Below are 23020 nucleotides of genomic sequence, written 5' to 3'. Positions count from 1 at the left end.
ATGATGCATCACCCATAAAAAAACCCGCCACAAGGGCGGGTTTTTTTACAGCTATCCGAATTACTCCGGACGAACCTGTGCAGCCTGCATGCCCTTCTGGCCGCGCTCGGCGACGAAGGAAACAGTCTGGCCTTCTTTCAGGCTCTTGAAGCCGTCAGATTCGATGGCTTTGAAGTGTACGAACAGGTCGTCGCCGCCGCCTGCTGGGGTGATGAAGCCGTAGCCTTTCTCATCATTGAACCATTTGACGGTGCCTTGTTGGCGATTGGACATGGGTGAATCTCCAGAACATTTAGTTTTTTCAGTGGTGCAATGCGGCCGAGGCTACGGAGCACGGGATACATCATAGTCTAATTCTGCGCATCTAGCGCCTTTTACCTTCGCAGGATATTGATCCAGCTCAAAGAATGGCTGGTCATCACCGGCTTTAAGGTTTCAGCTCTTCGGTGCGCAGGCCTGTTTCACCACCGACTGCGCCTTCTGCATCAGCTTGGCGTCAACGCCGTCCTTGCTGTCGAGGTCGGCAATCTCGGCGTCGGTGAAATTCTTTTTGATGGCTTGCGCGCCGCAGTCGCAGTGTTTTTTCGCGGTGGCAGCGTCAACGCCCTGGCCGCTGGCCACTTGCGTGCACTGGGTCATGTAGCCGGCCTCCTTCCCAGGGGGGAAGTTGCCGGCGTTCGCAGCCACGGGCAGCAGCAGGGCGCCAGCGGCCGCCAGGGCCAGAAGAGACGGAACTCGCATCACCAGTTACTCCTTGGGTTAAGGTCTCATCAAGAGTAGGTTGCTTCCCAAAGTCTGAGCGGTATTTTTCCGCGTTAGTTCACCGCTGCGGTGCAATTTCCAAATATTTCTGCCTGGGGTGCAACCCGCGTGCTAGCATGCTCGGCTTGCAGTCGCGCTGTTGCCGGTTGCAGCTATCTTTTTTCTTTCCAGTCACTCTGGTTCGTCCCTGACAAGCCGAAAGGCTTCTGCCACTGTGGGGCAGGCTTCCTTTTACCGGAAGGCAGGTCGGATCTTGTACTGGCTCATCCCAACCCACGTGACCTTTGGTAGGGGTCACCACTAGGAGAGGAGGCGCCATGCCCGTTATTACTCTTCCCGATGGCAGTCAACGTTCGTTCGATCACGCCGTATCCGTAGCCGAAGTAGCCGCTTCCATCGGCGCTGGCCTGGCCAAGGCCACTGTGGCCGGCAAGGTCGACGGCAAGCTGGTCGATGCGTGTGACCTGATCAGCAACGACGCCACCCTGCAGATCATCACCCCTAAAGATGAAGAGGGACTGGAGATCATCCGTCACTCGTGCGCCCACTTGGTTGGCCACGCCGTGAAGCAGCTGTACCCGACCGCCAAGATGGTGATCGGCCCGGTCATTGACGAAGGCTTCTATTACGACATCGCCTACGAGCGTCCCTTCACCCCAGAAGACATGGCCGCCATCGAAAAGCGCATGATGGAGCTGATCGAAAAAGACTACGACGTGGTCAAGAAAATGACCCCGCGCGCCGAAGTCATCGATGTGTTCAAGGCCCGTGGCGAAGACTACAAGCTGCGTCTGGTCGAAGACATGCCGGATGAACAGGCCATGGGCCTGTACTACCACGAAGAATACGTAGACATGTGCCGTGGCCCGCACGTGCCGAACACCCGCTTCCTCAAGGCGTTCAAGCTGACCAAGCTGTCCGGCGCCTACTGGCGTGGCGATGCCAAGAACGAGCAGCTGCAGCGCGTGTACGGCACGGCCTGGGCTGACAAGAAGCAGCTGGCTGCGTACATCCAGCGCATCGAAGAAGCCGAAAAACGCGACCACCGCAAGATCGGCAAGCAGCTCGACCTGTTCCACCTGCAGGAAGAAGCCCCGGGCATGGTGTTCTGGCACGCCAACGGCTGGACCGTCTACCAGGTACTCGAGCAGTACATGCGTGGCGTGCAGCGCGAAAACGGCTACCAGGAAATCAAGACCCCGCAGGTTGTCGACCGCATCCTGTGGGAACGTTCCGGCCACTGGTCAAACTATGCCGAAAACATGTTCACCACTTCGTCGGAAAGCCGTGACTACGCGGTAAAACCGATGAACTGCCCGTGCCACGTGCAGGTGTTCAACCAGGGCCTGAAAAGCTACCGAGACCTGCCGCTGCGTCTGGCCGAGTTCGGTGCCTGCCACCGTAACGAGCCGTCCGGCGCACTGCACGGCATCATGCGCGTGCGTGGCTTCGTACAGGACGATGCGCACATTTTCTGCACCGAAGATCAGGTGAAGAAAGAGGCCGCCGACTTCATCAAGCTGACCCTGGACGTGTACAAGGACTTCGGTTTCAGCGACATCGCCATGAAACTGTCCACTCGTCCGGCCAAGCGTGTCGGTTCCGAAGAGTTGTGGGACCGTGCTGAAACAGCACTGGCCGACGCCCTGAACGAATCCGGCCTTGAGTGGGAATACCAGCCGGGCGAGGGTGCCTTCTACGGCCCGAAAATCGAGTTTACCCTGCGCGACTGCCTCGGCCGTAACTGGCAGTGCGGTACCCTGCAGTACGACCCGAACCTGCCAGAGCGTCTGGATGCCAGCTATATCGCCGAAGATAACAGCCGAGTTCGCCCGGTCATGCTGCACCGCGCCATCCTCGGTTCGTTCGAGCGCTTCATCGGCATGCTGATCGAGCACTACGCGGGCGTGTTCCCGGCGTGGCTGGCCCCAACCCAGGCGGTGATCATGAATATCACCGACAAGCAGGCCGATTTCGCCCTCGAGGTTGAGAAATCTCTGAACGGAAGCGGTTTCCGTGCCAAGTCGGACTTGAGAAATGAGAAGATCGGCTTTAAAATCCGCGAGCATACTTTGCTCAAGGTCCCGTACCTTTTGGTTATAGGGGACCGCGAAGTCGAAACGCAAACCGTCGCTGTGCGTACTCGCGAAGGCGCAGACCTGGGCTCCATGCCCGTCGCCCAATTCGTTGAGCTGCTGACACAAGCGGTTTCCCGGCGTGGTCGCCAAGAATCGGAGTAATGACTATTAAGCGTGAAATGAGAAACGATAAGCGTGCTGTACCGAAGGCCCCGATCAACGAGAATATCTCGGCCCGCGAGGTTCGGTTAATTGGCGCAGACGGCGAGCAGGTTGGCATCGTCTCGATTGATGAAGCGCTGCGTATCGCTGATGAAGCGAAGCTGGACCTGGTAGAAATCTCTGCAGACGCGGTACCACCCGTCTGCAAGGTCATGGACTACGGCAAGCACCTCTTCGAGAAGAAGAAGCAGGCTAACGAAGCCAAGAAAAACCAGAAGCAGATCCAGATCAAAGAAATCAAGTTTCGTCCAGGGACGGAGGATGGGGATTACCAGGTAAAACTACGCAACCTGGTACGTTTCCTTACCGATGGGGACAAGGCCAAGATCTCTCTGAGATTCCGTGGTCGTGAGATGGCCCACCAGGAGCTGGGCATGGAGCTGTTGAAGCGGGTCGAAGCCGACCTCGCCGAATACGGCACCGTTGAGCAGCATCCGAAGATGGAAGGACGCCAGCTTATGATGGTCATCGCCCCCAAGAAAAAGAAGTAATCTCCCGGGCACGGCAGGCCTGATGATTATGTGTAATTTTATCGAATGCGGAGTTCCAACATGCCAAAAATGAAAACCAAGAGCGGTGCTGCGAAGCGCTTCCTGAAGACAGCTTCGGGCTTCAAGCACAAGCACGCTTTCAAGAGCCACATCCTGACCAAAATGTCGACCAAGCGTAAGCGTCAACTGCGCGGTGCCAGCTTGCTGCACCCGTCCGACGTCGCAAAAGTCGAGCGCATGCTGCGCGTTCGTTAATTCTGGTTAAGATAGAGGAAGTTACTCATGGCTCGTGTTAAGCGCGGCGTTATCGCTCGTAAGCGTCACAAAAAAATTCTGAAACTGGCTAAAGGTTACTACGGTGCACGTTCGCGCGTATTCCGTGTAGCCAAGCAAGCGGTCATCAAGGCAGGCCAATACGCCTACCGCGACCGTCGCCAGAAGAAGCGTCAGTTCCGCGCACTGTGGATCGCTCGTATCAACGCCGGTGCCCGCACCAACGGTCTGTCCTACAGCCGTCTGATTGCTGGCCTGAAAAAGGCTTCGATCGAAATCGACCGTAAGGTTCTGGCTGATCTGGCAGTGAACGAAAAAGCGGCGTTTGCTGCGATTGTCGAGAAAGCTAAAGCCGTTCTGGCTTAAGTACCCGCGACAATCACCCGGCGGTGCTAGCGCTGCCGGGCATTGAACGTCATCGATAGGGGAAGAGCCTTCAAAGCTCTTCCCCTATTTTCGTATCTGGAGTCTGTACATGGAAAACCTGGATGCGCTGGTCTCCCAAGCCCTAGAGGCCGTGGAACGCGCTGAAGACATCAACGCCCTGGAACAGATCCGGGTTAATTATCTCGGCAAGAAGGGCGAGCTGACCCAGGTGATGAAGACCCTGGGCAACCTGCCAGCCGAAGAGCGGCCGAAAGTCGGCGCGCTGATCAACGACGCCAAAGAGCGCGTCACCGTTGTGCTCAATGCCCGCAAGGCTGCCTTTGAAGAAGCCGAGCTCAGCGCTCGCCTGGCTGCCGAATGCATTGACGTCACCCTGCCAGGCCGCGGCCAGGCCACCGGTGGCCTGCACCCGATCACCCGTACACTCGAGCGCATCGAGCAGTTCTTCACCCACATTGGCTACGGCATTGCCGAAGGCCCAGAGGTGGAAGACGACTACCACAACTTCGAAGCGCTCAACATCCCTGGCCACCACCCGGCGCGGGCGATGCACGATACCTTCTACTTCAATGCCAACATGCTGCTGCGCACCCACACCTCGCCGGTGCAGGTGCGGACCATGGAGTCCACCCAGCCGCCCATCCGCATTGTGTGCCCGGGTCGCGTATACCGCTGCGACTCGGATATCACCCACTCGCCGATGTTCCACCAGGTCGAAGGCCTGCTGATCGATCGCGATATCAACTTCGCCGACCTCAAGGGCACCATCGAAGAATTCCTGCGCGTATTCTTCGAGAAAGAGCTGGCGGTCCGTTTCCGCCCATCGTTCTTCCCCTTCACCGAGCCGTCTGCAGAAGTCGACATCCAGTGCGTGATGTGTTCCGGCAACGGCTGCCGCGTGTGCAAGCAAACCGGCTGGCTGGAAGTGATGGGCTGCGGCATGGTGCACCCGAATGTGTTGCGCATGTCCGGCATCGACCCAGAAGAGTTCCAGGGCTTTGCCTTCGGCATGGGTGCCGAGCGCCTGGCCATGCTGCGCTATGGCGTCAACGATTTGCGTCTGTTCTTCGACAACGACCTGCGGTTCCTAGCCCAATTCCGCTAGGCCCAATCGACGCAACTTTCAGGAGAACAGCATGAAATTCAGTGAACAGTGGCTGCGCGGTTGGGTCAACCCGCAAGTCTCCCGTGACGAACTGGTCGCCCGCCTGTCCATGGCCGGCCTCGAAGTTGACAGCGTTACCCCCGCTGCCGGCCAGTTCAGCGGCATCGTCGTGGGCGAAATTCTCGCCACCGAACAACACCCGGACGCCGACAAGCTGCGCGTGTGCCAGGTAAGCAGCGGCCAGGAAACCTTCCAGGTTGTGTGCGGCGCCCCTAACGCCCGCCCAGGCATCAAGATCCCGTTCGCCATGATCGGTGCCGAACTGCCAGGCGACTTCAAGATCAAGAAGGCCAAGCTGCGCGGTGTCGAGTCCTTCGGCATGCTGTGCTCGGCTGCCGAACTGCAGATCAGCGAAGAAAACGACGGCCTGCTGGAACTGGCTGCCGACGCTCCGGTTGGCGAAGACATTCGCACGTACCTGAGCCTGGATGATGCCAGCATCGAAATCGGCCTGACCCCGAACCGCGGCGACTGCCTGTCCATCGCCGGCCTGGCCCGCGACGTCAGCGCCCTGTACGACACCCCGGTCACCCGCCCGGTGGTGCCAGCCGTAGCGGCCGCCCATGACGAAGTGCGCCCGGTCGAAGTCAGCGCCCCGGCTGCTTGCCCGCGCTACCTGGGCCGCGTTATCCGTAACGTCGACCTGAGCAAGCCAACCCCACTGTGGATGGTCGAGCGCCTGCGCCGCAGCGACGTTCGCAGCATCGACGCCGCCGTCGACATCACCAACTACGTGATGCTCGAACTCGGCCAGCCGATGCACGCCTTCGACCTGGCAGAAATCAACGGCGGCATCCGCGTGCGCATGGCCGAAGAGGGCGAAAAGCTCGTCCTGCTCGACGGCCAGGAAGTGGCCCTGCGCGCCGACACCCTGGTCATCGCCGACCACACCCGCGCCTTGGCTATCGCCGGCGTCATGGGTGGCGAGCACAGCGGTGTGAACACCGAAAAAACCCGCGACCTGTTCCTGGAAAGCGCCTTCTTCGAGCCGATTTCCGTCGCCGGTAAAGCCCGTTCCTACGGCCTGCACACCGATGCCTCGCACCGCTACGAGCGCGGCGTCGACTCGCAACTGGCCCGCGAAGCCATGGAGCGCGCCACCCAGTTGCTGCTGGACATCGTTGGCGGCGAAGCCGGCCCTGTGGTCGAAGCGGTCAGCGAACAGCACCTGCCACAAGTAGCCCCGGTCACCCTGCGCGCCGAACGCATCACCCAGATGCTTGGCATGGAAATGGACCCAGCCCAGGTCGAGCAGTTGCTCAACGCCCTCGAGCTGACCACGACCAAGAGCGGGGAAGGGCAGTGGACCGTCAGCGTACCAAGCCACCGCTTCGACATCAGCCTGGAAGTGGACCTGATCGAAGAGCTGGCCCGCCTGTACGGCTACAACAACCTGCCGGTTCGTTACCCGCAAGCCCGCCTGGCCCCACAGGGCAAGCCGGAAACCCGCGGTGACCTGCCGACCCTGCGCCGCCTGCTGGTTGCCCGCGGCTACCAGGAAGCCATCACCTACAGCTTCATCGACCCGAAACTGTTCGAACTGTTCAGCCCGGGCGTAGAGCCGCTGCTGCTGGCCAACCCCATCTCCAGCGACATGGCCGCCATGCGCGCCTCGCTGTGGCCGGGCCTGGTCAAGGCACTGCAGCACAACCTGAACCGCCAGCAAGACCGCGTGCGCCTGTTCGAAAGCGGCCTGCGCTTTGTCGGCCAACTGGGTGACCTGCAGCAGCAGCCAATGATTGCCGGCGTCATCACCGGCAGCCGCCTGCCAGAAGGCTGGGCCAACGGCCGCGACGGCGTCGACTTCTTCGACGTCAAAGCCGACGTGGAAGCCCTGCTGGGCTACTCCGGCGCCCTGAGCGACTTCACCTTCAGCGCCGGCAAACACCCAGCCCTGCACCCAGGCCAGACCGCTGCCATCGAGCGTGACGGTAAACTGGTCGGCTACCTCGGCGCCATTCACCCAGAGCTGGCCAAGGCCCTGGGCCTGGACCGCCCGGTGTTCCTGTTCGAGCTGGTGCTGGGCGACGTGGTCGAAGGCCGCCTGCCGAAATTCAGCGAACTGTCCAAGTTCCCGGAAACCCGTCGTGACCTGGCTTTGATCGCAGGACGTGATGTGGCTTCTAGCGCGGTGCTTGAATTAATTCGTGACAATGCAGGCGAATGGCTCACAGACCTCAGGCTGTTTGATGTGTACCAAGGTAAAGGCATTGATCCTGATAGAAAAAGCCTTGCCGTCGGCTTGACCTGGCAGCATCCATCGCGCACTCTTAACGACGATGAGGTGAACACTACCCTGCAAAACATCCTCACCTCGCTCGAACAAAGGTTGAACACCACGTTAAGGAAATAACGGCATGGGTGCTCTGACGAAAGCTGAGATGGCCGAAAGGCTGTACGAGGAGCTGGGGCTTAACAAGCGTGAGGCCAAGGAGCTGGTCGAGCTGTTTTTCGAAGAAATTCGGCACGCACTTGAAGAGAACGAGCAGGTCAAGCTGTCCGGTTTCGGCAACTTCGACCTTCGCGACAAACGCCAGCGGCCGGGCCGTAACCCCAAGACAGGGGAAGAAATCCCGATCACCGCACGGCGCGTCGTCACCTTTCGTCCAGGGCAGAAGTTGAAGGCCCGGGTTGAGGCCTATGCTGGAACCAAGCCATAACGACGAACTGCCCCCCATACCGGGCAAACGCTACTTCACCATTGGTGAAGTGAGCGAGTTGTGTGCCGTAAAGCCACACGTGCTGCGGTATTGGGAGCAGGAGTTCGACCAGCTGAACCCTGTGAAGCGGCGGGGGAACCGGCGGTATTACCAGCGCCAGGATGTGCTGATGATCCGCCAGATTCGTGCGCTGCTGTATGATCAGGGGTTCACCATTGGCGGGGCGCGGTTGAGGCTCTCCAGTGATGAGGCTAAAGATGAATCCAGCCAGTACAAGCAGCTGATTCGGCAGATGATTGTTGAGTTGGAGGATGTGTTGGTGGTTTTGAAGAAGTAAACCGGGTTTCTGATGAATGGAAATTTTTTTGAGAAAAAGCTTTCATTTATCAGGAGGTTAGGGTACATTCTTCAACGTTCTCGGCAAGATTGAGAACATGCTTCAAAGCCCAGTCGGGGCGTAGCGCAGCCCGGTAGCGCACTTGCATGGGGTGCAAGGGGTCGAGTGTTCGAATCACTCCGTCCCGACCATATATTTCAATGACTTAGGCCATTTCCGAAAGGAGTGGCCTTTTTCATGTGCGTGACTTTTGCGTGACTTCTCAGGGTAACACCACCGCGAATTCGCATGCCGTCAACCTCGTCAGGATCGGCGTGGGTGTAGAGCGGAATGCTGTAGTCGTTGACCGCCGAGGCAGGCGCTCCACCGAATTTGAGGTTGTGCTGCTTAACCTCGTTCGAGATCGTGGCGTACGCCTGAGGTGAGCGTGATTCCATCCATGCCACCGGCTCGGCCCGGTGCTGGGCCGGCAGGTGCTAAACCGGAGATCGGTCCAAGGCCAATTACAGGCTGGCCCATCGGCGCCGCATCCACCATGGCACTGGTACAGAGTGATACGTCCCCTCAGCTGCCAGCGGCCCAGTGGCGCCGCTTGTCCATGATGAAGTCGACGAAGGCTCGCAGGCGCAACGGCATGTGTCGGCCTTGGGGATACAGCAGGGTGAACGGCCGCGAGCGGCCCGCGAAGGGCCGCAGCACCTCGACCAGCGAGCCCTCGGCAAGCTCGCGCTCGACGATAAAGCGGTAGGTCTGGAACAGTCCCGCGCCGTGCTTGGCCAAGGTCACGCCACCGAGCACGTCGTCCGAGCAGACGTAGCCGCCGTCGGTGAGGACTTCCCGTTCGCGGCCCTCCTCGTCGAACAGCCAGGCGATGCGCCGACCGCTGCTGGGCAGTTCGAACTGGATGCAGTCGTGCCGCGCCAGTTCTTCAAGGCTCTGCGGCTCGCCCGCGTGTTCCAAGTAATCTGGAGTGGCCACCACCACCAGCCGGGCGTCTTCCAGTGGCCGGGCGATCAGGGTCGAATCCGGCTGTGCACGCACGCGGATGGCCAGGTCGTAGCCCTCGCCGACAAAGTCGATGTTGCGGTTGCCCAGGTGGATGTCGACCTGCACCTTCGGGTAGCGCCGTCGAAACTCGGGCAGCAGCGGCAGGATGCGGTGGTGCCCGTAGGTCGTGGGCAGGCTGATGCGCAGTGTGCCCGAAGGCTCCTGCTGCTGACCGGTCACCACCCGCTCGGCCTCCACCAGCTGGGTCAGCGCCTGACGACACTGTTCGTAGTAGCCTCGCCCGCCCTCGGTCAGGCGGATGCTGCGGGTGGTACGGACGAACAGTCTGGAGCCCAAGCGCTCTTCCAGGCGGCTGATCGAGCGACTGACCGCTGCCGGCGTCACGCCCGCCGCGAGACCGGCCGCGGTAAAGCTGCCCAGCTCCGCCGCCAGACAGAACAGCTCGATGCTGCCGAGTAGGACGTCGTCGAAATGCCGCTGCATTGATTACACCATGTATCAACTGAAGTTCTCGCTGCCATATTTATCCTTATCTGAAGCAAAAATATAGTCCTCCCAACGGCGCTCTTCGGCGCCACCTGATTGGGAGAAACGACATGAGCAACAGCAAAACGGTAGTGATCACCGGCGCCTCCAGCGGCATCGGCTTCGGCCTGGCCAAGGCTTTCCTCGCCAGTGGCTTCAATGTGGTCGGCAATGCCCGCTCCGCCGGACGCCTCGCCGAGGCCAAGGCACAACTGGACAGCCCCGCCTTCATCGGCGTGGCCGGCGACATCGCCAAGCCTGAGACCGCCCGCCGCCTGATTCAGGCCAGCATCGACGCCTTCGGCCAGGTCGACGTGTTGGTCAACAACGCTGGCTTCTTCCTGCCCAAACCCTTCATCGAATACAGCCCGGAAGACATCCAAGGCATGCTGGAGACCAACCTCAAGGGCGTGGTCTACGCCTCCCAGGCCGCCGCCGCGCACATGATCGAGCGGCGCCAGGGTCACATCATCAACATCACCGCTGCCGTGGCGCTGCAACCCAACATCGCCGTGCCCGCCGCCCTGCCGGTGCTGATCAAGGGGGGCCTCAACCAGGTCACCCGCGCCCTGGCGCTGGAGCTGTCGTCGCACAACATCCAGGTTAACGCGGTGGCTCCCGGCATCATCGAGACGCCGATGCACGATCCGGCCAGCTTCGACTTCCTCAACGGCCTGCAGCCGGCCGGACACATCGGCCGCGTCAGCGACATTGCCGACGCTGTGCTTTACCTGGCCAACGCCGGGTTCACCACGGGCGTGGTGTTGCCGGTCGACGGCGGTATGAGTGTCGGCAAATGGTAATAGGCTGAACGTAACGGGGAGGCATCCTGCCTCCTTGCCCTGATTTCCCCACCCCATAGGAGTAATACCATGCCCTTCGTCAGCGTCCGCATCACTCGCGACGGCGTCACCCGTGATCAGAAAGCCCAGGTCATCAAGGAAATCACCGAGACCTTGCAGCGAGTGCTCGGAAAGAAACCTGAGCTCACCCATATCGTGATCGAGGAGGTCGACACCGATAACTGGGGCTACGCCGGCATGACCACCACCGAGTACCGCAGCAAAAAAACTCAGGGATGAGCTCCGAACTGCCCCGGCGGCGCGAATCAGCGCCTCCAGGGCGGCCTTGGCTCGACACGCTTGCGAAGGAGAACCCACTTGGAGACCGGGGTGGCCAATACGCTAGCGCATCTCGTATAGGGAGAGTCTCGCCCCATGTTACCGAGTCTTAACTTCCTCAGGATAACGCTGGCACATAGACAACCTGGTCACGCCCCCCATGTTTGGCCGCATAGAGACCGCCGTCAGCGCGCTTTATTGCATCATCAATCTGCTCACCCTGGGTGAGCAGGGTGCATCCGATGCTCATGGTCATCTTCCGAGGGCCGCCGGGTAACAGAAACGGCGCGCTGCCGATTGACTGACGCAAGCGCTCCGCAATCTGCGTTAATTCTTGGCTATCTTTAACCCGTAGCAAGGCCACGAACTCCTCTCCTCCTTGGCGTACCAGCAGGTCATCTGGCCGAAGCGTAGCCCGCAGTCGGCGGGCGCACTCGCAGAGCACTTTATCGCCGGCATCGTGGCCATGCTCATCATTGACGGATTTGAAACGGTCGAGGTCTGCGTATACGGCACCTAGCTGTAAACCTCGCTCCTCAGCCAAACGAAGCTCTCGATTCTGAAATGCTGCCAATGCCCCGCGGTTCCATAGTTGTGTCAAAGGATCAAGCAAAGCCCTGCGCTGCCCGCGATCCATTTCAACACGCAGAGCGCGATTGACCTGAGCTAGGCTCCGCAGTTGCAAATAACCCTCGGTGAGCGTGGCTAAGTCCCGAAAATTAGCCTGTTGCGCCTCGCTGAGCTTCCGCGGCCGAGGATCGAACATGCACAGGGTGCCAATGGCTTTTCCATTTGAGGCACGTAACGGGTGGCCCGCATAGAACCGGATATAGGGTGGGTTCAGCACGAGGGGATTGTCCTCGAAGCGTGAATCGCACCTGGCGTCGGAAACCATCAAGGTATCTTCACCGAGAATCGCGTAGCCGCAAAAGGACACATTGCGCTTCGTCTCGCTTACCTCGATGCCGATTCGAGCCTTGAACCACTGCCGATCCTGATCGATTAGGCTGATCAGAACGGTCTCCACCTGGGCTAGTTCTTGGGTGAGTCGTACCAAGGTATCAAGATAATGCTCGGCCGGCGTATCGACCAAGTCCATGTCATCAAGTGTGCGCTGACGAAGTGCTTCATCAGCGGGTAGGGGACAAGCTGGCATGTCTGTTACTCCACTCCTTGGTTCGTTTTTTCACAAACGCGGATAGAAAAATCTCAAGCATCTTGGCCAATGCCGCACACGCTCGGCGCCTTCAGGCCAGCCGAAGTAGAGAGCATAGCAAACCGGTTGGCTCTATCCCGGATCCTCCAGTGGGTCATACCTGTGGCGTTGATCGGCGCGGCTCGGTCGGTCGCCCAAGACCTCGACAAACTTCTAAGACTTACCGGCGGCTTGAACAAACGGTTGAGGTTGTCGCCCCTGGCTGCCTTATTGGTAAACCGGTATTGACCTCGAGTTAAGTCAAGGTTTTAGAGTGGCGTCCGGACGCTCTCGCTGCTTTCGGAAACGAACTCACAAAGGACCCGGAATGGACACTCCGACTTCACTGCTGATTTTCCAGATCACCTGCTGCATTGGCTTGAGCCTGTGGCTGAGTATCAGCCTGATCAACAACCTGCAGGCCTTTGCCAGCTCAGCCGGGGCGATCGGGGAGACCATGTCGATGGCGCCGCTGGCCCAACCTCCCGGAATCAGCCTCCCTTTGCTGGTGCGAGCGATGACCTCTCACGCCATCCATCGCTTGGCCTTGTCGATCATCGTGCTGACACAGGCAGCCGCCGTTCTCGCGGCTTGGGTTGGCTGCTATGAACTGCTGCTTGGCGCCGGCTTGGAGGTGGCGCGGCCCTGGTTGAACCTGGCCTTGAGCGCAACGCTCGGGTTCCTGTTCGCGATGCTGCTGGGCGGGATATGGTTCGGCTACTGGATCCGCCAGGAAGGGTTGCAACTGACCCATCTGCTGTTGATGGTCTGGATCCTGCTGCACTTCGTCGTACTGAATGTCCGCTGGAGTTGAGCGGCCTAGGGAAGCTTGGAGCATTTCAGTTAAAAGGAGCAACAGATGAAGATGATGATCGTAGGCGCCGGCAGAGGGTTGGGCCGGGCTTTGCTCGAAGGGCTCGGCAAGCCAGGGGACACGCTGATTGGCGTATCACGCAAACAACCGTCAGACTTGGCCCTTGCCCCGGGCATCGATCTGCACTGGGTCGATGCCGACCTTGCCAAGCCAGTGGCGGCTGTGGCACAGATCGCGGATCGGACACCTGCCGATCTGGATGTCCTGATCTACAACGTTGGCATCTGGGAAGAACACGCCTTCAGCGAGCACTATGCCTTCCTTGACGACAGCGACGAATCGATCACCAGGCTGGTCGAGGTGAACATCACGGCCACGCTGCTTCTGCTTAAGCGCCTGGTGCCCAAGTTGCTTGGTGCGCCCCGGCCGCAGTTGATCCTCACCGGTTCGACCTCAGCTCTTCGCCAGAGTGGGCGCCCGGAGGTAGCGTTCGGCGCCTCAAAGTTCGCCCTCAACGGCATGGCTGATGCGCTGCGCGAAGGTTTTAGGGATGACAACCTGGCGGTGACCGTGCTCCAACTGGGTTATCTCAATACCGACGACTCCCTGAACACGCCATTGGCGCAAGCCGCAGCACGTGGCGAGCGGCGCCAGGTACCGGTGCATGATGTGGTCACTATGGTCGACGCGCTGTTGCGCTTGTCCGGGGCTTCGTTTGTACGGGAGCTGATCTTGCCGGCTATCGGTGATGAGCGCTTCTGACGCCAAAGCACCGGAGCCTTTGCGTGAGGGTTCGGCTTTGATGTCTCAGTCGATGGAACTGAATCTTGGACCGCGTCCAGCAAGAAAAGAGGCAAGGAGCTAGGTCGCTGAGTCGCCTTCAAAACCGGGAGTCGCATAGGTCTTGAAGGCACCCAGTCAATGATGAGTCATTCAGCGCATCATGCCCAGTTCAGCATCATCCATCAGTGCCTTGGCTAACGCGCAAAGGTAGTGCGAAGCCCAGATCAACTGAGGTTTATCTTCCATCAATCCATCCAGAGTCATGTCCCGTGCATAGCCCATCAGCTCGGACGCCTGTTCACGGGCGCTTTGGCAAGGGATGCCGGCTTCGATGCGGAAGAGGGGATGGGTCTGGTTTTCACCTTGGTAGAAGGTGGTTTTGCCGACGGTGAATTTGGTTTCTTCTGTGGACATTGTTCAGTTTCCCCAAGATTGCTTCAGCCTGTACGGGCCTATTCGCGGGTGAACCCGCTCCTACGGGAGCACGGCAGTCTTCAAGGCTGAGGGAGTGCCTGGAAGGGGGTATCCGCGAAGACGCCGGCCCAGGCAGTGCATCAGCGAGACGTCAGTGCGTAGTGCGAGGCTCCGTGGGCATCTGCACCTGGGCTATTGCGGACTCGAGCAAAGCTCTCAAGGTCTCCAGTTCATGCATCGAGGTCATCATCAGAATCGACGCGGGTGACTTGGGCTGCAGCAGCATTGCCTGATGCACGACAGTTGCAGCGCAAAGCGCGTAATCCGTGGCCTGAATCAGGGTGTCTTCAAGGCAGAGGGTTCTGTGGGGTGGATCTGGAACGATCTTGAGCATGGCGTAACTCCAACGTCGGAAAGTGGAGCTACCTCAACCTTGCTGTCAAACAAGATGGTGGCAGCTGTACGCGGGTTGACAGACCGAGACGTTGGCACTCGGCGCACCACAGGGTGCCCACACGTACAGCCGCCATGAAAGCGAGCACATGAGGACAACGTCAGCGGTCTGTCAAAACCGGTCGCTGAATTGGCAGCGACAGGCCGAGACTAGGGCTGACTATTTCCATGTGCAACGAAAATCAGGCGCGAGGAGTATCTTTGGGAAATGGCCTACAAGGAAGGGGTTATTTCTGATTTTTCGACCCGCTCCCGTTCCCCAAAACGTCGACAGGAAACATGCGGGCAAAAGAAAGCCCGCCGAGGCGGGCTAAGTACTATCACGTAGGGATAGCTTCATCCTGCCCAAGCCACTGTGAAAATTGGGTGAAAGAAAGGTCCCCATAACGTGATCATCCAGAGGGCCCCGCGCCCTTTAAAGCTCGGCTTTGTGCCGCTGGTGGCGCTGAAAGCGGGTAACCGCGATCTGGACGGCAGCTGCAACGAGGCACAGCAGGCCGACTTTCCAGCTGCCCTCCAGGCCGTAATGCTCGGCGATCTTCCCTGTGATGATGACGCTAACGAAGATGGCGAAAGGCAGGATCAGTTTGTTCATCGGGTCTTCCAGCAGGCTGCAAATGGCTCGGGTGAACATGCAGTTCACCCAGCGGAAAGGCCGCGATCTTAGCAAATCCGGTTGCGGCGTTGTGGTCACTTCCAGAGCGGTTGCAAGGTGTGCTGTCTGTATCGCGATAATGGCAAATGGTCAGCATGGACTTGCGCGACCCAGCCCTCGAAACTGATCCATTCGCATCTGGACCAGGGCCGGTCATGAATAACCTGCAATGCACACTCTCTCTCATGCTGCTGCTGGCCGCAGCTTCGTTGACCGCCTGCGTCCCCTGGAAACGCGAACGCGCCGCCTACGCGGACCTTTGCGAATCCGAGTTCCAGTTCAAAGTGCCAGGCCCGCAGGGGGAGACCACCCTCTACCTGGAAACCTACCTCTACGACCACGCCGCCCTATGGGGCGAAAAGCGCTATGAGCAAAGCCTGTACGTGCAGTACCCGGGCGAGAAGTACTCGCGGCAGGAATTCTTTGTGCAAATGATCGCCTACAACAAAGACCGCCAACGCCCGTCGACCGATGCCAAGCGTGGCGAACCGCCGATACCGGTGCTGTACGACAGCCGTCAGGCTTACATCACCTTTGAAGACGGCTCGCGCCTGAATGCGCGGCCCGAGGTGTACTTGGGCATCAACGAGACCTACGACTTTCCGTTGGTGAATGAGAAGACCGCCCGGCCATCGCCATACGACATCAACAGCGATGAAGTGCACCGGATGATTCCCAGGATGACCAACAACAAGCGCTATGGCTCGGCTTATGTGATCTTTCAGACGGACAAGTTCGAGGCAGATTCCAAGTGGACGATTCATCTGGGGGCACTGGATGTGCAGGGCCGCAAGGTGCAGATTCCGCCGCTGAAGCTCTGCTATCACCCCGTTAAGAAATGGATCGGGATCGAGCCGCTCATGCGGCCTTGAGTGGAAGGTGTCCGCCATGGGAGGTTTGGCGGCGCTCGATCTCACCGGCAACACAAACCCACCGGCGAACACCTCCCAGCCCCCCCATTGCGAATTTCCTGGTTTCAGCTAACTTATACAAAAACCTGTACAAGCATGAGAGGTTGTACATGTATTGTAAGTGGCCCTTCACCCTGTACTTTGACGGCGCCTGCCCGTTGTGCGCTCGGGAGATAGCCTTCCTGCGCAGGCAATCGACCGGGGGAAAGCTCATCCTGGTTGACATCAGTGCTGATGATTTCGATGCAGGGGCGTTGGGCTTGACGGTTGAGCAACTGAGGTCATGCCTGCATGGAAGGTTCGCGAGCGGGCAGTGGGTTACAGGCTTGGACGCCACCTTGTGGAGTTGGCGTGCTGCCGATGTGGGCCTGTGGGTCGCGCCACTGGCTTGGCGTCCGCTACGTCCCCTGTTTTCGGTTCTTTACAGGCTGTTCTGTCGATTGAGGCCACACTTGGCCTGGCTACCACATCCCGCTGGCGGGCACCGTTGTAACGGTGAGGAGTCCAAATGTCACATTCGTTAGCCGAGCACTATCATGAAATCCTGGTCGGTATTGGTGAAAACCCGCAGCGCGAAGGGCTTCTGGACACCCCCCAGCGTGCGGCCAAAGCGATGCAGTACTTGTGCAACGGGTATGCACAGAATCTTCACGAGGTGGTGAACGGTGCTTTGTTCGAGAGTGAAAACGATGAAATGATTGTGGTGCGTGACATTGAACTCTACTCATTGTGCGAACACCACATGTTGCCATTCATTGGCAAGGCGCATGTCGCGTACCTGCCAACAGGGCGCGTGTTAGGGCTTTCCAAGGTTGCACGCGTAGTGGACATGTTCGCCCGTCGTTTACAGATACAGGAAAACCTCACGCGGCAAATTGCGTATGCCGTGCAGGAAGTCACGGATGCCGCAGGGGTAGCGGTCGTGATCGAAGCCAAGCATATGTGCATGATGATGCGCGGGGTAGAGAAGCAGAACTCGGTGATGATTTCATCCGTGATGTTAGGTGCATTTCGCGACGCCCCCTCGACGCGGCACGAATTCCTTAACCTCATTGGACGACACAACTGACGTCCGGTCCTGAACCGTCGCGAAGGGGCGCCCAGATGAATACCGATGCTACTGCTTTATCTCCAAGCCGCTTCGCTGTCCTGGGTTACGGCGGTCTGCTGCCGTTTATTGGTTTGACGCTGCTCATCCTTTTTTGGGCTGAATATCGAGCGTTTTTCTCGATGATGATGGTTGGCTATGGCGCGGTGATATTGAGCTTCGTCGGTGCCCTTCACTGGGGGTTCGCCATGACGTTGCAGGATTTGCCCGCAAAGCAGCGTCAAGAGCGACTGGTGTGGAGCGTTATACCGGCCCTGATCGGTTGGGTTAGCACGTTGCTGCCTGTGCCGGTGGGGTGTCTGGTGTTGACCTTCGGTTTTGTCGGCCATCTTTGGCAGGATCGCAAACTGGCGCAAGCCGTGCCTGGGTGGTATCTGCCGATGCGCGTGCATTTAACGGCTGTCGCGAGCCTCTGTTTGCTGGTCAGTGCACTTGCGGTGTCCATTCATTTTTGAAACCCCAAGCAACCATTGATGAGTCACTTCTGTGGCCCACCCCAAATATCTCGCCCGATGCACACAACCCCGTCAAACAGCACACGCGCCGTCCTCACCAACCCGCACCCCTTGATCACGCCATGTTCCAGGCTGATTTCCACCGTAAATTCCCCACTCGGATGCTCCACCGCCAAACGCTGACGATCACCGCCGGACGTGCTGGCAAGGCCCTGTGCAACCGACCCTTCAATCAAGCAGGCCGTAGCAACACTCACCGCACCAAACACCCCGATGGACGCATGGCAGCGGTGCGGGATGAACGAGCGCGTATTGACCGTGCCGCCGTTGCGCGGTGCCGACAGCAGGCACATCTTCGGCACATTGCGCTGGCTGACATCACCCAGGTTCATGCGTGGGCCCAGTTGCAGGCGGATGGCTTCCAGGCGTGTTTTCAGGGCGCTGTCGGCCTCCAGCGTTTCGCACGGCTCGTAACCGGTCACGCCAAGGTCTTCTGCACGCAGCAGCACCACGGGCATGCCGTTGTCGATGCAGGTGACTTCCACACCCTCGACACAGTCGCGGCTGTTGCCGGTGGGCAACAGGGCTCCGCAGCTGGCGCCGGCCACGTCGGCAAACGTGACCACCAGCGCCGCCCCACGGCCCGGCACCCCATCAATACGGGTATCGCCGGCATACTCCACCTGGCCATCGGCGGTCGGCACCTGGGCGACGGCGATCTGCCCGGTGTTTTCCATGAAGATGCGCACCGGTGTGCTCGCGCCGCTGGCGGCCACCAGGCCGCGCTCAAGGGCGAACGGCCCTACGCCGGCCAGAATGTTGCCGCAGTTTTGCCCATAGTCCACCCGCGCCTCGTCCACGACCACCTGAGCGAACAGGTAGTCCACGTCGGCGTCATGGCGCTGCGAAGCGCGGATGATGGCGACTTTGCTGGTGAGCGAGTCGGCGCCGCCGATGCCGTCAATCTGCCGGGCATCGGGCGAGCCCATCACCGCCAGCAGCACCCGGTCACGCAGCGGGCCAGGGGCGGGCAGGTCGTCATGCAAAAAATAGGCGCCCTTGGAGGTGCCGCCGCGCATCAGCAGGCAGGGTATGCGGGTCTGGCCCATGTTCAGCCTTCCAGGTCGGTGAGGTGGTCGACATAACGCAGGCCCTTCGCCGCCAGGCGCGGGCGCATCTCGTAGATGTCCAGGCCAAGCTCGCCGGCGGCCAGGCGCAGGCGTTTGCGTTCTTCCAGGTCGGCGCGCTGGGTGGCGGCTTCGAGTACCGCCTGGGCTTCGCCATGGCGCACCACCACTACGCCGTCGTCATCGGCCACCACGATGTCACCGGCATTGACGAGCTGCCCGGCACACAGCAGCGGCAGGTTCACCGAGCCCAGCACCTCTTTCACCGTACCTTGGGCGTTGATGGCGCGGGACCACACGGCAAAGCCCATGTCGCGCAGTGTCTGGCTGTCGCGCACGCCCGCATCGATCACCAGGCCGCGCACGCCGCGGGCCTGGAGCGAGGTCGCCAGCAGGTCGCCGAAATAGCCATCGCTGCACGGCGAGCTGGGCGCCACCACCAGTACGTCGCCTGGGCGGCACTGTTCCACGGCAACATGGAACATCCAGTTGTCGCCTGGGGCCACCAGCACGGTTACCGCGCTGCCGGCCACCGCCACACCTTGCTGGATAGGGCGCACGGCAGTATTGAGCAGCCCCTTGCGACCTTGGGCCTCATGCACCGTGGCGACACCCAGCCGGCCCAGGGCATTGATGATGTGTGGCTCAACGCGTGGGATATTACGCACCACGATGCCGGTCTTGCCGATCAGCCCGCTCATGCCAGGTTCTCCGTCACGCGTGGGAACACGCTCTGCAGGCCTTCGGCGTAGACGATGTTGCGTGCACTGGTGATGCCCACGTTACGCTTGGCTTGCACGCCGCGCTGCAGGGCTACACGGGTGTAGTACTCCCACAGGTGTTCCTGGCCGGCCATGCACTGGATGGCGGCATACTTTTTGTCCCACACCGGGGTGATGTCCAGGAACGTGTCCGGGCGCCATTCGCACTGCTCGGGCTGGTGCGGCTCAAAGGCGTACACCGGCGGTGCGCCAACGATCTTCTCGCCCGGCTTGTAGCCTTCAGCCTGCGCGATAATGCGGGCTTCCTGGGCCAGGTGCATGGCCAGCGGGTGGTCGTAGTTGTAAGGGTCTTTGAGGGAGTGGCTGAGTACGAACTCCGGTTGTACCCGGCGATACACATCGGCCAGGCGGAACAGGGTGTCCTTGTCGGCGCGCATCGGGTAGTCGCCGATGTCGAAGAACTCCACGCTGGCACCGAGGATTTCGGCCGCCGCCATGGCCTCTTCACGGCGAGCGTCCTTGACCTTGGCTTCGGTCATTTCACCCTTGCGCCACAGCTTGGCAGACTCACCACGCTCACCGAAAGACAGGCAGACCACGTGCATGGCATAGCCTTGCTCAGCGTGCAGCGCAATGGCGCCACCGGCACGCCAGACAAAGTCGGCCGAATGTGCGCTGACCACCAGGGCGGATTTTTGTGGGTTATTCATGGTTCGTTGGCTCCTGCAGTGGGGGTGGGCGCAGGATGTCATTGGCCTGTGCAGGGCACTAATGCGTTCATTTGCAGCGGCTATGCGTTTTATTTATTGCCGGGCAAGCGGGGTAGAGGCATAGTCGCCGCAGTCACGAGCCGAGCGCCGGGAGCCCTTATGATCGATGTCGAACTGCCCAACCTGATGCAAGTGCGCGCGTTCATCCGGGTAGCCGAGCTGGGCAGCGTTTCGCGGGCGACGGAAGTGTTGTTCCGTGCTCAGTCCGTGGTCACCCGCGCCATCGCCGAGCTGGAGGCGCGCTTTGCCGTGCCCCTGTTCGAGCGCCATGCCAATGGCATGCGCCTGACCGACTATGGCGAGTGCCTGCTGCCGCGCGCACAGCGCGTGCTGGCGGAACTGGACGGCGTGCCGAGTTTGCTGGGCACCGCGCAGGGCGAGCCCCTCTACCTGTTTCAGGCGCGGCGCCTGCAGGTGTTCGTGAAGCTCTGTGAAACACGGCACATGCAAACCGTGGCGCGGCACTTCGGCCTTAGCCAGCCGGCGGTCAGTGCGGCCTTGAAAGTGCTCGAAGGCGGGTGTGGACAGCACTTGTTCGTGCGCACGTCGCGCGGCCTGCAGCCCACTGTGGCCAGCCGGGACATTCTGTTCCCCATCCGCCGGGCGCTGAACGAGTTGCGCCTGCTGGACAGTGACCTGAGCGCGATGCAAGGCACCCTGCGCGGGGTGGTGCATGTCGGCGCGTTGCCGTTGGGCCGCTCGCGCATTCTGCCGGATGCCATTTTACGCTTCACGGCCCAGCACCCACAGGTTCGGGTGGTGACCAACGAAAGCCCGTTCGACCTGCTGGCAACCGAGCTGCGGGTAGGGGATGTGGATTTCGTCTTGGGCGCGTTGCGGCCTCACGACTATGCCAGCGACCTGGTGGGGGAGCCGCTCATCAACGAGGAAATGGTGGTGCTGGCCCGTCGGGGGCACCCGCTGTTGCACACTCACCTGACGCTCCAGGGCGTGCACCAGGCGCGCTGGGTGTTGCCGCGGGCCGGTTCGCCGGCCCGCCAGCTGCTCGACAACTGCTTCGCCGCCGCGGGCCTGACAGCGCCGTGGCCGGTGGTTGAAAGCGCTGATCTGGCGGTTATCCGTGGCCTGCTGGTGCGTTCGGACATGCTGGCGGCGGTGTCTGCGCACCAGTTGGCTTACGAGATTGCCAGCGGCGAACTGCAACGCCTGCCGCTGGCACTGCCCGGCACTGCCCGCGCCATCGGCCTCATGCAGCGCAGTGGCTGCCTGCAGTCACCGGCGGCAGTCGCGCTGATGGCCTGTATCCGCCAGGTCATCACCGAGCAGGCGTGAGCCCAGGAGGGTGCCTTAAAGCAGGCTCAGCGGGTAGCTGACGATCAGCCTGTTCTCATCGAAACTGTTGGTGCTGCCCCAGTCCCGGCGCTGGCTGGAGTTGCGCCACTTGAGGTTCAGGGCCTTGAACGGCCCGGACTGGACCACATAGGCCAGCTCGCTTTCGCGGCCCCACTCGGTGCCGTCCTGGGTGCTGGCGTTGTGCACGTTGTCACCGTGGATATAGCGGTTCATCAGGGTCAGGCCGGGTATGCCAAGCACCACGAAGTTGAAGTCGTGGCGCACCTGCCAGGAGCGTTCGCGGGCGCTTTCGTAGCTGGAGCCGAAGGCGTCGTTGGCCAGCGTGCCGCCGCTGGCGCCGTTGACCCGGAACCATTCATCATCGCCCATGACCTTCTGCAAGCCGACGTAGAACGTGTTGCCACCCAGCTTCGCCGAGAACAGGCCCGAAGCGGTGCGGTTGTTCAGTTCGCCTGCCTTGGCGCCACCGTCGTCCTTGCCCCAGAAGTAGCCCAGGTTGGCGCCCAGTACCCAGTTACCCAGCGGCTGTTGATGCTGCACCTGGAAGTAGCGCTGCTGGTAGATGTCTTCCAGCTGGGCATACCAGGCGCCGACCAGGGTGCGCTCCTGGTTGAAGCGGTATTCGCCGCCGGCGAAGTTGAAACGGTCCGAGGTGAAGGCTGTGCGCGTGAACAGGCTCATGTCCTGCATGCTGGCGTCGTTGCGCGGGCTGTTCTGGCGGAACTGGCCGCCATACAGGCTCAGGCCGGCCAGCTCGTTGGAGGTGACCTGCGCGCCCTGCAAGGTTTGTGGCAGCGAGCGGCCGTCATCGGCGCGCAGGATGGGCAGGGTAGGCGACCACTCACCGACTTTGAGTTCCGTCTTGGACACCCGCATCTTGCCCGCCAGCGCCGTGCGGCCAAAGTCGTCCGCCGGGCGCCCGTCGTCATGAACAGGCAGCAACTGCGTGCCGGCGGTGCCCTTGCCGCCATCAAGTTTGATGCTGTAAAGGCCCAGCACGTCAACGCCGAAACCGACCACGCCGGGGGTGAAGCCGGACTTGAAGTCGAGGATGAAACTTTGCGTCCATTCCTCGGCTTTGCCTTGGCTTGCCGTGCCCGTGTAGTCGCGGTTCATGTAGAAGTTACGCAACGTCAGGCTTGCCTTGGCATCGTCGACGAAGCCTTCGGCCAGGGCTTGCAGTGGCAGGCTGGCTGCCAGTGCGAATGTGGGGACGAGCGGGTACAGGGTGCGGCATTTCATTATTTTTATTCTCCAGGGATGGGCAAAG

At 60.4% G+C, this 23020-nt stretch carries 29 protein-coding genes and 1 tRNA gene; 18 read left to right on the top strand and 12 right to left on the bottom strand.

Annotation, left to right across the window (positions count from 1 at the left end; genetic code table 11):
- Positions 1-60 precede the first annotated feature (60 nt).
- Together ACZ889_RS21600 and ACZ889_RS21595 are read right to left on the bottom strand one after the other, a co-directional pair.
- Complete coding sequence (locus ACZ889_RS21600; protein ID WP_003250656.1) at positions 61-273, bottom strand: cold-shock protein; 213 nt, start codon at positions 271-273, stop codon at positions 61-63.
- A 162-nt stretch (positions 274-435) separates the two neighbouring features.
- Complete coding sequence (locus ACZ889_RS21595) at positions 436-741, bottom strand: hypothetical protein (RefSeq protein ID WP_180689643.1); 306 nt, start codon at positions 739-741, stop codon at positions 436-438.
- 338 nt (positions 742-1079) lie between these two features.
- Between ACZ889_RS21595 and thrS the strand changes: the two genes are divergently transcribed.
- The 9 genes from thrS (at position 1080) to ACZ889_RS21550 (ending at position 8566) form a co-directional block, all read left to right on the top strand.
- Positions 1080-3002: a threonine--tRNA ligase gene (gene thrS, locus ACZ889_RS21590; protein WP_010953409.1), complete on the top strand. Its 1923-nt coding sequence runs from the start codon at positions 1080-1082 to the stop codon at positions 3000-3002.
- Entirely contained in the window at positions 3002-3553 is a 552-nt protein-coding gene (gene infC / locus ACZ889_RS21585; protein ID WP_012052879.1) for a translation initiation factor IF-3, read from the top strand. Before thrS ends, infC begins: the two co-directional genes overlap by 1 nt.
- 60 nt (positions 3554-3613) lie before the next feature.
- Complete coding sequence (rpmI, locus tag ACZ889_RS21580) at positions 3614-3808, top strand: 50S ribosomal protein L35 (RefSeq protein WP_003250667.1); 195 nt, start codon at positions 3614-3616, stop codon at positions 3806-3808.
- Between the two features lie 27 nt (positions 3809-3835).
- Positions 3836-4192, top strand: coding sequence for a 50S ribosomal protein L20 (gene rplT, locus ACZ889_RS21575; protein ID WP_003250671.1), 357 nt, complete (start codon positions 3836-3838; stop codon positions 4190-4192).
- A gap of 109 nt (positions 4193-4301) precedes the next feature.
- Complete coding sequence (pheS, locus tag ACZ889_RS21570) at positions 4302-5318, top strand: phenylalanine--tRNA ligase subunit alpha (protein WP_003250674.1); 1017 nt, start codon at positions 4302-4304, stop codon at positions 5316-5318.
- Between the two features lie 31 nt (positions 5319-5349).
- On the top strand, positions 5350-7731 hold the full coding sequence (gene pheT, locus ACZ889_RS21565; RefSeq protein ID WP_004574323.1) for a phenylalanine--tRNA ligase subunit beta: 2382 nt from the start codon (positions 5350-5352) through the stop codon (positions 7729-7731).
- A gap of 4 nt (positions 7732-7735) precedes the next feature.
- Complete coding sequence (gene ihfA, locus ACZ889_RS21560; protein ID WP_003250679.1) at positions 7736-8038, top strand: integration host factor subunit alpha; 303 nt, start codon at positions 7736-7738, stop codon at positions 8036-8038.
- Positions 8019-8375 carry a MerR family transcriptional regulator gene (locus ACZ889_RS21555; RefSeq protein ID WP_003250681.1) on the top strand — a complete coding sequence of 119 codons (357 nt, stop codon included), beginning with the start codon at positions 8019-8021 and terminating at the stop codon, positions 8373-8375. Before ihfA ends, ACZ889_RS21555 begins: the two co-directional genes overlap by 20 nt.
- Before the next feature lie 114 nt (positions 8376-8489).
- A tRNA-Pro gene (locus ACZ889_RS21550) sits at positions 8490-8566 on the top strand.
- Positions 8567-8572: 6 nt separating this feature from the next.
- On the opposite strand, the gene ACZ889_RS21545 is transcribed toward ACZ889_RS21550, so the two are convergent.
- The gene (locus ACZ889_RS21545) at positions 8573-8812 is read right to left on the bottom strand and encodes a hypothetical protein (protein ID WP_161773965.1); all 240 of its coding nucleotides are present in this window, start codon (positions 8810-8812) and stop codon (positions 8573-8575) included.
- 127 nt (positions 8813-8939) lie between these two features.
- The gene (locus ACZ889_RS21540; RefSeq protein ID WP_143999935.1) at positions 8940-9866 is read right to left on the bottom strand and encodes a LysR family transcriptional regulator; all 927 of its coding nucleotides are present in this window, start codon (positions 9864-9866) and stop codon (positions 8940-8942) included.
- Positions 9867-9979: 113 nt separating this feature from the next.
- On the opposite strand from ACZ889_RS21540, the gene ACZ889_RS21535 reads away from it, so the two are divergent.
- Positions 9980-10711 (top strand): SDR family NAD(P)-dependent oxidoreductase, encoded by a 732-nt coding sequence (locus ACZ889_RS21535; RefSeq protein ID WP_014591532.1) that lies wholly within the window; start codon positions 9980-9982, stop codon positions 10709-10711.
- 69 nt (positions 10712-10780) lie between these two features.
- The gene (locus ACZ889_RS21530; protein ID WP_014753565.1) at positions 10781-10990 is read left to right on the top strand and encodes a tautomerase family protein; all 210 of its coding nucleotides are present in this window, start codon (positions 10781-10783) and stop codon (positions 10988-10990) included.
- A 157-nt stretch (positions 10991-11147) separates the two neighbouring features.
- Here the strand turns inward: ACZ889_RS21530 and ACZ889_RS21525 are convergent, their stop codons facing one another.
- Positions 11148-12185 (bottom strand): sensor domain-containing diguanylate cyclase, encoded by a 1038-nt coding sequence (locus ACZ889_RS21525; RefSeq protein WP_476257798.1) that lies wholly within the window; start codon positions 12183-12185, stop codon positions 11148-11150.
- A gap of 367 nt (positions 12186-12552) precedes the next feature.
- On the opposite strand from ACZ889_RS21525, the gene ACZ889_RS21520 reads away from it, so the two are divergent.
- Both ACZ889_RS21520 and ACZ889_RS21515 read left to right on the top strand, forming a co-directional pair.
- Positions 12553-13038 carry a DUF2165 domain-containing protein gene (locus ACZ889_RS21520; RefSeq protein WP_185280202.1) on the top strand — a complete coding sequence of 162 codons (486 nt, stop codon included), beginning with the start codon at positions 12553-12555 and terminating at the stop codon, positions 13036-13038.
- Positions 13039-13083: 45 nt separating this feature from the next.
- The gene (locus ACZ889_RS21515; RefSeq protein WP_476257797.1) at positions 13084-13800 is read left to right on the top strand and encodes an SDR family NAD(P)-dependent oxidoreductase; all 717 of its coding nucleotides are present in this window, start codon (positions 13084-13086) and stop codon (positions 13798-13800) included.
- Between the two features lie 171 nt (positions 13801-13971).
- Here the strand turns inward: ACZ889_RS21515 and ACZ889_RS21510 are convergent, their stop codons facing one another.
- The 3 genes from ACZ889_RS21510 to ACZ889_RS21500 all read right to left on the bottom strand — a co-directional run bounded on the left by ACZ889_RS21510 (position 13972) and on the right by ACZ889_RS21500 (position 15322).
- A complete protein-coding gene (locus ACZ889_RS21510) occupies positions 13972-14235 on the bottom strand; it encodes a DUF3077 domain-containing protein (RefSeq protein WP_003250694.1) in 264 nt (87 codons plus the stop codon).
- Between the two features lie 151 nt (positions 14236-14386).
- Positions 14387-14629, bottom strand: coding sequence for a hypothetical protein (locus ACZ889_RS21505; protein WP_014753559.1), 243 nt, complete (start codon positions 14627-14629; stop codon positions 14387-14389).
- A 474-nt stretch (positions 14630-15103) separates the two neighbouring features.
- Positions 15104-15322, bottom strand: a complete 219-nt coding sequence (locus ACZ889_RS21500; RefSeq protein WP_070095704.1) for a hypothetical protein — start codon at positions 15320-15322, stop codon at positions 15104-15106.
- A 176-nt stretch (positions 15323-15498) separates the two neighbouring features.
- Here ACZ889_RS21500 and ACZ889_RS21495 point away from each other — a divergent pair, with 176 nt between their 5' ends.
- From ACZ889_RS21495 to ACZ889_RS21480, 4 genes are all read left to right on the top strand, one after another.
- Complete coding sequence (locus ACZ889_RS21495) at positions 15499-16215, top strand: hypothetical protein (protein WP_180690109.1); 717 nt, start codon at positions 15499-15501, stop codon at positions 16213-16215.
- 149 nt (positions 16216-16364) lie between these two features.
- Complete coding sequence (locus ACZ889_RS21490; protein ID WP_180689758.1) at positions 16365-16778, top strand: thiol-disulfide oxidoreductase DCC family protein; 414 nt, start codon at positions 16365-16367, stop codon at positions 16776-16778.
- Entirely contained in the window at positions 16763-17323 is a 561-nt protein-coding gene (gene folE, locus ACZ889_RS21485; protein ID WP_014591526.1) for a GTP cyclohydrolase I FolE, read from the top strand. Before ACZ889_RS21490 ends, folE begins: the two co-directional genes overlap by 16 nt.
- A 35-nt stretch (positions 17324-17358) precedes the next feature.
- Positions 17359-17817, top strand: a complete 459-nt coding sequence (locus ACZ889_RS21480) for a DUF3429 domain-containing protein (protein ID WP_180689759.1) — start codon at positions 17359-17361, stop codon at positions 17815-17817.
- Positions 17818-17840: 23 nt separating this feature from the next.
- Here ACZ889_RS21480 and ACZ889_RS21475 read toward each other — a convergent pair whose 3' ends face one another.
- The 3 genes from ACZ889_RS21475 to galB are packed head-to-tail and all read right to left on the bottom strand — an operon-like array spanning position 17841 to position 20418.
- Positions 17841-18926 (bottom strand): 4-oxalomesaconate tautomerase, encoded by a 1086-nt coding sequence (locus ACZ889_RS21475; RefSeq protein WP_476257796.1) that lies wholly within the window; start codon positions 18924-18926, stop codon positions 17841-17843.
- Between the two features lie 2 nt (positions 18927-18928).
- Entirely contained in the window at positions 18929-19645 is a 717-nt protein-coding gene (locus ACZ889_RS21470; RefSeq protein ID WP_180689761.1) for a 4-carboxy-4-hydroxy-2-oxoadipate aldolase/oxaloacetate decarboxylase, read from the bottom strand.
- A complete protein-coding gene (gene galB, locus ACZ889_RS21465) occupies positions 19642-20418 on the bottom strand; it encodes a 4-oxalmesaconate hydratase (protein WP_476257795.1) in 777 nt (258 codons plus the stop codon). The genes ACZ889_RS21470 and galB overlap by 4 nt, the downstream gene beginning before the upstream one ends.
- Positions 20419-20535: 117 nt before the next feature.
- Here galB and ACZ889_RS21460 point away from each other — a divergent pair, with 117 nt between their 5' ends.
- Positions 20536-21729, top strand: coding sequence for a LysR family transcriptional regulator (locus tag ACZ889_RS21460; protein WP_476257794.1), 1194 nt, complete (start codon positions 20536-20538; stop codon positions 21727-21729).
- A 15-nt stretch (positions 21730-21744) separates the two neighbouring features.
- On the opposite strand, the gene ACZ889_RS21455 is transcribed toward ACZ889_RS21460, so the two are convergent.
- Positions 21745-22992 carry an OprD family porin gene (locus tag ACZ889_RS21455; RefSeq protein WP_180689764.1) on the bottom strand — a complete coding sequence of 416 codons (1248 nt, stop codon included), beginning with the start codon at positions 22990-22992 and terminating at the stop codon, positions 21745-21747.
- Positions 22993-23020 lie beyond the last annotated feature (28 nt).

The sequence above is a fragment of the Pseudomonas sp. TE3895 genome (assembly GCF_056278855.1).
This window is presented reverse-complemented; position numbering and strand designations above follow the sequence as displayed.